This is a genomic window from Winogradskyella forsetii (genome assembly GCF_013394595.1).
GTDB classification, from domain to species: Bacteria; Bacteroidota; Bacteroidia; order Flavobacteriales; family Flavobacteriaceae; genus Winogradskyella; species Winogradskyella forsetii.
On the sequence record NZ_CP053348.1, the window covers coordinates 1,553,036 to 1,564,943 of the forward strand.

At 38.0% G+C, this 11,908-nt stretch carries 4 protein-coding genes; 2 read left to right on the plus strand and 2 right to left on the minus strand.

All coding sequences use genetic code 11. The features are described 5' to 3' along the window. Positions 1-103: 103 nt before the first annotated feature. Positions 104-1,768: a histidine--tRNA ligase gene (hisS, locus tag HM987_RS06800; RefSeq protein ID WP_179006427.1), complete on the plus strand. Its 1,665-nt coding sequence runs from the start codon at positions 104-106 to the stop codon at positions 1,766-1,768. 315 nt (positions 1,769-2,083) lie between these two features. Here the strand turns inward: hisS and HM987_RS06805 are convergent, their stop codons facing one another. Further along, entirely contained in the window at positions 2,084-4,789 is a 2,706-nt protein-coding gene (locus HM987_RS06805) for a LamG-like jellyroll fold domain-containing protein (RefSeq protein ID WP_179006429.1), read from the minus strand. A gap of 255 nt (positions 4,790-5,044) precedes the next feature. Next, complete coding sequence (locus HM987_RS06810; protein WP_179006432.1) at positions 5,045-5,770, minus strand: hypothetical protein; 726 nt, start codon at positions 5,768-5,770, stop codon at positions 5,045-5,047. Between the two features lie 459 nt (positions 5,771-6,229). On the opposite strand from HM987_RS06810, the gene HM987_RS06815 reads away from it, so the two are divergent. Continuing rightward, positions 6,230-11,905: a PKD domain-containing protein gene (locus HM987_RS06815; protein WP_179006434.1), complete on the plus strand. Its 5,676-nt coding sequence runs from the start codon at positions 6,230-6,232 to the stop codon at positions 11,903-11,905. Positions 11,906-11,908: the final 3 nt, after the last annotated feature.

The window sequence follows — 11,908 nt, forward strand, 5'->3', positions numbered from 1 at the left end:
CTTCGCCCAGTGACCAGGCTCAATATGACAGTTGAGTTCAATTTTTAAATAAAGTTTCATTAAAAAATCCCGAAGTTTCGGGACCGTTTTCACGGGAAATAATATGGCACAAAAACCAAGCATACCAAAAGGCACAAGAGATTTTAACGCAGAAGAAGTCGCGAAGCGTTCTTATATCATGGAAACGATAAAGGAACAGTTTCAGGTCTATGGATTTCAACCGATTGAAACGCCTAGTTTTGAAAACTCAGACACCTTAATGGGAAAATATGGTGATGAAGGCGATCGCTTGATTTTTAAGATTTTGAATAGTGGAGATTTCTTGAGAAGTTTTAATGAAAATCTAATAAAAACCATAAATACAGCTGTTTTTAATCTAGGCATCGGAATTCGAGAAGATGAAAATTTTGATATCAATAAGTTTGAAGTCAATTTTATAAAGAAGTTTCCAAACATTTTGAGATCACTAAAAAATATCAAATTTGATGAAAGTCAAATAAATCTTGAAAACTTAACTAAGGATATTTGGTTCAGGATTCGTGAAATAGTTTTAAAACATGAAAAGCTTAAAGCTATGTTAATGATTGATGATGCACATAATCGAGCTATATTATCCAATATGATTCATGGTGATTTTTATTTTCAACTTGGAAATAAATATGTTGGTAATTATATAAGTGAAAAAGCCCTTCGATACGATCTCACAGTTCCTTTCGCACGTTACGTCGTACAACACCAAAACGAAATTGAATTCCCCTTCAAACGTTACCAAATTCAACCGGTTTGGCGTGCAGACCGTCCGCAAAAAGGACGATTTAGAGAATTCTTTCAATGTGATGCGGATGTGGTCGGTTCAAAATCTTTGTTTCAAGAAGTGGAATTTATTCAACTTTATGACGCGGTGTTTTCAGCCTTAAAATTAGAAGGAGTGACCATCAAAATCAACAATCGCAAAATCCTTTCTGGTATCGCTGAAGTGATTGGAGCACAAGACAAATTGATTGATTTTACAGTCGCTTTAGATAAGCTCGATAAAATAGGCGAGGAGAAGGTAAAAGAAGAAATGCGAAGCAAAGGGATTTCCGAAGAAGGTATTTCCAAGCTGCAACCATTGTTCACGCTTAAAGGCGGTTTCGGAGAACAAATTGAGAGTTTAAAATCAATTCTGAGTTCATCTGAAATCGGATTAAAAGGCATTGAAGAACTCGAATTTATAAATACGGCAATTTCAAACTTAAAACTTAAAACAGCAACCTTACAATTAGACGTGACTTTAGCAAGAGGCCTAAACTATTATACAGGCGCCATTTTTGAAGTCTCAGCACCAGAAGGCGTAAATATGGGCTCGATTGGTGGAGGCGGTCGCTATGATGATTTGACAGGAATTTTTGGTCTAAAGGATATGAGTGGCGTTGGAATCAGTTTTGGACTGGATCGTATTTATTTGGTCTTGGAAGAATTAGATTTATTTCCAGCGACCATAGCAGAATCAACTAAAGTGATCTTTATCAATTTTGGAGAGAACGAAGCGATGGCATGTTTGCAAGCCGTTACTAAATTGAGACAAGCAGGTGTCAAAGCAGAATTGTATCCCGATGCAGCTAAAATGAAAAAACAGATGAATTACGCCAACCGTCGTAACATTCCTTTCGTGGTTTTGGTTGGAGAAGAAGAATTGAAATCTGGTGTCTTTGCTTTAAAAAATATGGCGTCGGGCGAACAGCATAAAGTTGAGTTTTCTGCGTTGGTGGAGTTGTTGGGGAATTAGGTTTTTAGGGGTGAGAGGTGAGGGGTGAGAGGTGAGAAAGTACAGAAGACCGAAGACCGAAGACTAATACTAGACGCTATCTAAAACCAATAACACAAACTTCACGAAAAAGAGAAAAAGGCATAAAGAAGTAATGTAGTTCAGTTGAAAGAACTTTATACTTCTTACTGCCAACTGCCAACTGCCAACTGCCAACCGAACACTGACCACTGAACACTGAACACCGAACACTGAACACTGAAACATCTCCAATAAAGAAAGTCTCAGCCAATATGAGAAACTGAGACTTTCTATTCACTAACTAAAAACAATCAACTAATTCATTATTATTTTTTTACTTATGGCAGCATCTGTTGCGGTTTGTAACTTGACAATATATGTTCCTGCACTAAGATTATGTATGTTGTATTCGGAGTAATTACGGTGTTCTAATTTATCAATGCTGTAAACGGATTGTCCCAACATATTGAACAACGTCATGGATTTTAATTCAACTTGGTTGGGATTGATGACCACAATTTTTTCAAGTTGATGAGAGTACAAAACAGCAATGCTATTGGAAGTTTGATCTTCTATGCCTAATATTTGTTCAGGCGTACCAAATGTAATTTCAAAACGATTATGATATTGGCCAGCATTTAAGAAAATGTCATAATTACTCGCTCTCAAATCATGATAGAGATCTAAATCGATGTCGTGTAAATAAACATTCAGATCATCTGGAACATGTTCTAAAGCTTCAATCATAATGGTGTTGATACCATCGGTGTCCGTTTTAATTCCCAATGGATAAACCGCAGAGATTTCGGCTTCATTGCTCGCTTGAATTATATAGGCGTCATCGTTTATGAGCCAATACATGTCATCAATTTGATTTTCATTTATTTCGCCATCATAAGCCCAATCGGCATCTGGTGTAGTGTTTTCGTCAATGGTTAATAAGAGTTGACGACGAATGGTGTTAACAGATTTGAAGCCTATTCTGAATTTCATTCGAAGGTCTTCCTCCATGGTTTGGTCTTCGGATTCTTGATTGTTTTCAGAAGCCGTATTAACAGAATTGCGCATAAATACAGAGGCACTATTTTCTCTTTTAAAAACACGTTGTCTGTTATTGAAATTTATAACGCCTGAGTCATTTCCTGTAACAAAAAAGCCTTGACCAACAGGAATATAGCGTCCTGGGCGTTTGGTGAGAAAGCCATCTGGTGCATTAGTTGGATTAAGGCTACTTTTGTAAGCGGCTTTGACAGCGCCAGAAAGGTTATATGTGGAATAACCACCTTGATAATCTTGTAGCATGTGCGACCCTCCGCCCCAATGTTCCCAGAAATAAAGTGTACCACTTATTAAAGGCTCAGAACCTACTAAGGGTCTGTTGTCGTAGCCCATTTCAGGACCGTTATCTTTAATGAATTGATCGGCATCTATTGCTGATGGATACGGGTTTCCAACCAGATAATCGCTATCGGTTGCCAAGATGAGATTGATATCACCATTATTAGGAAGGCCTTCAAAAACGTAGTTTTGTCGTTGACCTATTTCACCTGTTCCTGGCCCTTTCATGGTAAACCCTTCTCCTGGAAGAATAGTGCCTGTTCGTCTCAAATGTTGCCAAGCTGAATAGGTTCCAGAGGCATAATTAGCGTATTTCCAAATCCAATAATCGGCAATCTTTATTGGAGTGGTGGCTGCACCATTATATCCAGATGATGAAAAGTTGATAGCAACAGGGTTATCAGGATCTGAACCGTCTCTCATCACATCCCTAATTCTAAAACTATTGGATGTCAAATTTTGAATTTTCACGGGAGAAGACCAATAATTATATGTAAAAGTATCTGCTGTGCCTTGTTGGTCGCATTCAATTTTACCGATACTCGTAGCATCCAGTATACTATCGTCGCCTTGTACCAATTGCGATTCGCCTTCGAGATCAATAAAACCATCGAGTTTTAAATACCAAGACACGTTAAGTTCGGAGTCATCCGTAATATGATATTCTATGGGATTTGAATTGCTGTCGGTTTCATTAATAAATAAACCTAAATGCTTTTGCCTATTATTGAAAGTAACATCATTGTGCCTAATCCTTACAATAGACCAATCGTAAGTAACGGCATCATTTCCGTTAATACCAGCAATGGAATTGGTTAGTGACGTAGGAAGATTTCCACTACTTTGTGTAATGAATGGCAGTGGTGCGGATTGTGGTTCAATTTGAGCTAGAGCCATGTTGTGAAGCGTTGCTCCTGTCAAAGCATCTATGTCTGGTGTGGTGAAGTTATCTGTTACAAGTCCTCTGTAATTATCAAAGCGGTAATATTTAATTAGATTGGACCAAGAAAGATTGTGGATGTCTCTTGGGATTTCCGAACCGCGAATATTTCCATTGTTCTCAATTTCTTGATAGACTACTTTTTGAATTTCATCAGTTGTCAGCGCTTGGTTAAATAGTCGCACCTCATCCATACGACCTTTAAAGTGCCAATGATCTGGTCCTTCATATTTTCTACCAATAGAAAAAGGTGTGGTATCGGTAACTAAAGCGCCATCGATAGTTGTTTGGCTGACTTCTTCTCCGTTAACATAAAGTTTAAGACTATTGGATGTGTCACTGTAAGTGGCACCAATATGAACCCATTGATTTGGAGGTAATCCAACATTTAATATTAAACTTGTGTTATTTGCTCTGATCGATAAGCGTCTGTTGCCACCTATTCTAAAGTAGAAATTATCTTGTCCAAATAGGATTTGATTTCCCGTACCTGTCGGATCAATTTTTATCCAACCCATTAGTGAAACTTCTGGCCATCCGCTTAATAAGGATTCATCTTCTACATAATCATCTACACCATCAAAATAAAGTTGGAATTTTCCATCTAAAGTTGTGCTTGAATTAATACTGTTAAAAGCATTAGTTGTGTCAACAGGATTTTGGGCAAACGAGAAGCTTGTGAACAAAAAGAATACACTATATAATATATACAGTCTTTGAGCAAGATTGGTTGGAGCTCTCATAAGTAGGGTTTTTTTAGTTTGGGACTAAATTACCTGACAAACATATATAAAATATCTATAAAATGCAAATAAATCGGATTAAATGCATTATTGTGTAAAAATTTATAGTTTTAAATACAACGATAAATTGAAATGACTAATCAATCATCTTGTTATAAAGCGGCTAATTTTATAGAAAAGGCTTTCCTATCCAAAGCGTGGGATACTAAAATTTGAATAGCTTTCAGTGGCTATTCGGAATTAGATTTTTAAATCTTATGTGATATCGGTTTTATCATTTTCCGATGTGCCCACGACCTCGTTTTTAAAGGCCACAATATTTTCAATGGCTTTACCTTTTACTAACCAAGAAATACCAAAAGCAATGACAGCAACGGTTTCGAAAATAAAAACGTAATAATTGTTGATGAAAAAATCAATATCTGTTTTTTCTAGAAGGATACAAACAATAATAAGTGCTACAGCAATAAACACCATATTTCCACAACGTCTATATAAGGTGTTGAATTTGGTATTACGCCCTCTGGTAAATTTATATTTCGACATCCAACCCATACAGAAGATAAAAATTCCTGCGCTTACCAAATGAATAGTGCCTAACGTTGAATTGTTATGACCAAAGAGCGGTAAATTATCATTTTCACAAAGTAGCGTAATGTAAGTGCTCATGCTTTCTTCGCAAGCCGTAGGTATAAAAACGACAATTAAAGCGGCAAATCCACCGATGTTGGTTAAAAAGTCGTCACTAATAGTTTCGGTTTCAATATCCTTTTTATAGCCTTTATAGGAAATTAAAAACAACCCAAAGGCCGACAGTATAATTATAAACAATAAAGAGGATAATGTCGAATAATAGTAATGACTAATAGAAGCCAAAAATTGGTTGGAAGCTATAGGAAGCAAAATAGGGAGGGCTAAACCTAATGAACCAATAAGCTTACGAATTCTATAATCGGATTGCTGAAGATCTTGTAGAGGCATAATTTCAAAATTTAATTGATTATGTACGTGTAGGTTATAATTGTTTTAAAGGTATCAAAATACCTTGTATTGGGTATTTTAAATATAGATTTAAAAGAAGAATTTTACAAAATCATCTCGTTTTTTGAATTGTAATGTGCAATTCAAGGAGTATAAGTATAATCTTGTCGAAAAGATAAAATTTTCAAGTTTAGATTGACAAGAATTTAACTATTTTGAAAATCTTTAAGTAATTAGCTATTACATATTTATGGGGAAAATTCAATATGGTCTGCTGTTTAGCATTGGGCTTTTATATGGTGTTCTGCGCAAAAACTTAATAGCTAATACAATTAAAGCTACTAAGAATTAACCAACCAATTGCAAGCTCATTATTGTATTATGAAGCATACTAAACACATCCACTTTTTAATTGTTTTTTTCCTTATCATTAGTTCTGCTATCGCTTTAAATAAAACCATGGCGACTAAAAACATCGGAACTTATACCGCACCACCAGATGTGAGTTTTGTTTTTAATAATGATGACGTTTGTTCGGGTCAAACGGTGTCTTTTACCTCTACAGTAACAGGCGATGCTCCTTTTGAATATCTTTGGAATTTTGGAGATGGTGATACTTCTACGCAGGCCAACCCAAATCATGTATTTCAAGAATTAGGATGTGGAACGCAAACCCGAAACGTAACCCTTACTGTAACCGATGACAATGGAGAGGTAAGCACAACTTCCGAAACCATAACTATAAAACGAAGACCTTCCATTAATTTTATTGACCCAGATGCAAATTTTGGGACTCCATTCCAAAACTGTAATGCTTCTACTGTAGAATATGCCATTACTGTTGAGAACGATTCAAATTCAGATGTTTGTGTCACTTCCTATTCGATAAATTGGGGTGACGGAAATTCAGAAAATGATATAACATTTCCAATTGATCATACGTATCTCACCTTAGGCTCATTTAATATGGTAATTAGTGCAACAGGCGCAAATGGTTGTACGACAAATAAAACTTATCTTGTAAGTAACTCTAGCAACCCTACTGGTGGAATAGTAACACCAGGAGGCACTGTTGATTTATGTTTACCTGTAGGTCCATTGGAATTTAAAATTAGTACTTGGGGAGAAAATCCACCTGATACATTATATGACATTGATTTTGGTGATGGTACATCATTTATTTTAACTCAAGACGATTTAGAATCTTCAATATACTACAATAGTGCTAATCCGGCTGCATCGGACAATTTCCCTATTCCTCACACCTATACGGAATCTAATTGTCCAAACTTCAGTTATACCATCCTTTTAGATATTATTACGTCTTGCGGAACGTCTAATTTAACGGCAGGACCTATTACGATATATAAAAGACCAGACGTGAGTTTTGATATTGACGAAAGTGCGTGTATAAATGTGAATGTTCCAATTACCAACACATCTACAAGCGGATTCAATATTAACTGTTCAACGGATGCCAACTGGTTTTGGGATATGGGAGATGGGACCACATATACGGTATTTGAACCTGTGCATACCTACACAGCTTCGGGAACCTATACCATATCATTATATGCTGAAAATTATTGCGGTGAAACAGATCCAGTTACCCAAGAAATATGTATCGAAGGACCGCTAAACCCAGCTTTTACAACAAATGTAGATGAAGGCTGTTCGCCATTAGCCATTACCACGACAAACTCTACAGATGAATCTGTCAGTTGTATAGTACCAACCTATTTATGGGAAGTCATCTACACTGCTGAATTCTGTGGCACGTCTGAATCGTGGAGTTTTACAAACGGTACAGACGAAAATTCAAAGAATCCTTCATTTCAATTTGACACTGCAGGGACTTACGAACTCGTCATGACAGCTACTAATTCATGTGGCGACTTTTCAACCTCTCAATTTATAGAAGTAAAACAGCCACCAACCGTAACAATAGATCCTATAGAAGATGCTTGTGGTTCGCTTACGTTTAATCCAGTTGCCGTAGTTGATACCTGTGCACCTGCTTCAGATACTGTAACCTATAGCTGGTCGTTTCCTGGAGGTTCGCCGGCCACTTCAGATCAATTGGATCCTGGAATCGTTGAATATACAACCGTCGGAGATTATACCATCACCTTCAGTATAACCAATGGTTGTGGAACAACTACGGAAACAGAAATGTTTTCTATTAACAATTCTCCTACCATTACAAATACGGATACGTCCCAAACCATTTGTTCAGGGGCATCCACAACAGCTATCAATCTGACTTCAGATGACACCAGCACCACATTTAGTTGGGTGTCCAATACGCCTGCAGGTCTTACAGGTTATATCCCAAGCGGAACGGCCAGCCCCATTCCTGTGCAAACCATAATTAATACGACCACAAATCAAATAACCTTAGAATATACAGTGACACCAGAGATTGATGGATGCGAAGGCATGCCAATCGATTTTAGTATTGTTGTAGAACCTGCGCCTTTGATAACGATGCAGCCGATATCAGATGGTGTTTGCCAAAATGGGACCACAGCTGATTTATCAGTGGCTTACCAAGGCACGGGAACTCCAGTTTATCAATGGTATGAAAACACGGTTGATAATACCACATCAGGAACCGCAATTGCAGGCGCAACCTCAGCAACATTTTCGCCACCAACAGCTACGGTTGGCATCACTTATTATTACGTTATTATTACATTTTCTTCTGGAGGTTGTAACGAAATTATATCTGATACCGCAGAAATTGAAGTTGCCAGTGCACCTCAAATCGATACACAACCATTAAATACACAATCGATTTGTGAGGGAGGAAATTCAGAAGCGCTGTCGGTTAGCGTTTCTGGAGGATCAGGAACGGCTTCATATCAGTGGTTTAGCAATTCCACGAACAGTAATTCTGGTGGTACCATGATTTCGGGTGCTACAGCTTCAAGTTATACACCACCTTCTTTTAATACAGTTGGTACTTTTTATTATTATGTTGAAATCTCTTTTGTGTCCAATGGCTGTTCAATGCTTATAAGTGACGTATCAGAAATTGAGGTCGTTAATGATCCTGTGGTAACGGCACAACCCTTAGATTTTCAAAGTTTATGTCAGAATTCAACAGTTCAGGATTTAGAAGTAACGGTTTCAGGTGGTTTAGGTACACTATCCTATCAATGGTATGAGAATACTTCAAACAATACAACCTCTGGAACACCAATAGCAGGAGCAATTTCAAGTACCTATACACCTCTAGGAACTAGCGTCGGAACACTTTATTATTACTGTATCATTACACAAGATGTGTCAGGCTGTGAAGTTACAAGCGCTATTGCTGAGGTTGAAATTAGCGCTGGCGCACAATTTAGCGCACAACCTATTTCAGATGAATTATGCATCGGAGAAACTACGGCTGCATTGCATGTAGCTTATACGAACGGGACAGGAACAGCGACCTACCAATGGTATCTCAATCCTGCCAATGATACCACAACCGGAACGCCTATTACAGGCGCAACAGCAGATACGTATAATCCTGAGGTTAATGTGACAGGAACCTTATATTATTATGTGATTATTACCTTCAGTTCTGGCGGTTGTACCGAAATCATATCCAATACAGCTGAAATTATAGTGAATGAAACGCCTTTTATTGATGATTCAACGGCTTTGATTTGTAGCGGAAATACTTTTGAGTTTGTACCAGATACAACAAATACAGGTGATATTGTGCCTTTAAATACATTATATACATGGACCACTCCAGTAGTGAGTCCTGCAGGAAGCATTACAGGGGCAACGGAACAATTGACACCAATAGCTACGGTTTCTCAATTTTTAGAGAATACAACTACGAGTCCAGCGACGGTAACGTATACGGTAACGCCAATCTCAGGAAACTGTCCAGGGTTGGATTTTGAAGTGGTGGTAACGGTTAATCCTTCCATTTCTGTAATGTCTTCCGTAACCCAGAATTTATGTTATCAAGTCAATACGGCATCCATAGACATCAGCATTGTTGGTGGCGTGCCTTTTACAACAGGAAATGCATATAACATCACTTGGTCAGGACCTAATGGTTTCATGAGTAATGACGAAGATATTTTTAATCTTGAAGCTGGTGATTATACCTTGAATGTTGAAGATGATGGTGGTTGTCCGTATTCAGAAATAATAACGATTACCGAACCTGATGAACTCACATTCAGTAGCGTGGATTTTGATCCAGAAACCATTTCATGTTTTGATGCGGATGATGGGAACATAGGAATCGATATTTCTGGAGGCACGCCTCCTTATGCCTACACCTGGACTCTAGGTGGAGCACCATTTTCTGCGGATGAGGATTTAACGGATTTAGGACCTGGTATTTATACAATTTCAGTGACCGATGCTAATAATTGTGGTCCCATACAAATGAGCTTCGACATCCAAGAGCCAGATGAACTGCAAGTCACGCTAGATTCTAAAATTGATGTGCTATGTTTTGAGGATGCCACAGGACTAATAAATGTAAATGTCATAGGTGGCCGAACCGATTATAGTTTTGTTTGGTCTGGACCGAATAGTTTTTCAAGTACAAATCAGAATATTGATACCTTAATTGCAGGAATTTATAATCTTACGGTTACGGATAATTCAGGCTGTACAGATACTTTGGAAGTAGAAATCCTTCAAAATGACCAGATAGAAATAGATCTTAGTGTGAACCAAATTTTGTGCTATGGCGATAATGATGGCTCCATAACGATTAATTCAATTTCAGGAGGTGTGGCGCCTTACAACATCGCTTGGAGTAATTTAGGGACTGGAAATAGTCAGACGAATTTATCTGGTGGGACTTATACCATTACCATAACAGATGCTGAAAATTGTGAACGGCAGTTCCCTGTGGTAATCGATGAACCTCCTGTGTTTTTAATTGATCCTGAAATCACACAAATGTCTTGTGCCGGCGAAAATGATGCGAGTATCACCTTGAATTTTGTCGGTGGCATTGATCCTGTAACGCTTGTTTGGGACGATGATGCCACAGCGGGTACAGAACGAAATAATTTAGCCCCTGGAACCTATACGGTTACCATAACGGATGGTGTGCCTTGCGTTATTCAAGAAAGTTTTACCATTAATACGCTTTTGCCATTAGCGGTTTCTGCAACCATTACCAATGCTTTGGATTGTGAAGATGCCAATAGCGGAGCGCTTAATTTGCTGATACAAGGTGGTACGCCGCCTTTTGATGTGTTTTGGTCCAATGGAGCGCTAACGGAAGATTTAATAGACGTTCCTCCAAACACCTATATCGCCACGGTAACGGACGCCAATGGTTGTATGATTGAAGGCAGTTGGGAGGTGACCCGTTTTGAACCTTTGGTTTTAAATGTTGATGAACAAGTGGATGTAAATTGTGATACGCAAACTATAGAACAGACTTTTGTGGCCATCGCAAGTGGAGGTGTGCCACCATTTCAATATAATTGGTCTAGCGGAACCGTTAGTGGCCTTAATAATGAATTTATGACGACTGACGAAAATGGTTTAGTGGTTTTAGAGGTGACGGATAGTTTTGGCTGTTCAACCAATTACACCTTTAATGTGGAATTAACCATTTTAGGCGATGCCGATTTCGAAACCACGTCCTTTGGCTATTTAAACTATGGTGTTTATGCCATTCAAGATCCTATTGAATTCATCAATACAGCAACAGGAAATTACCAAACCATCCTTTGGGACTTTGACGATGGCAGTTTTTCAGGAGAAGAGAATCCATTTCATACCTATTTTACACCTGGTAGTTATGTGGTAAAACAAACCGTCACCTATCCTTATGGATGTGTGTATGAAAGCACAATAACGCTCATCATTGAGGAAGGCTATAAATTGATAATGCCAGATGCCTTTACACCAAACGAAGATGGTATTAATGATTTCTTCGGGCCTGTTTCCATTGGGCTCAACACTCTAGAAATGAATGTGTATGACACTTGGGGAAGCCTCATTTATAATGAAACTGGCGATGCTATTAGAGGTTGGGACGGTAAAGTAAAGGATGAAGATGCCGAAAACGGTAATTACTATTACACGTTTACAGCCAAGACCTTTTACGGAAACGACGTTAAACAACAAGGCGCTTTTGTATTTATCAAATAAAAC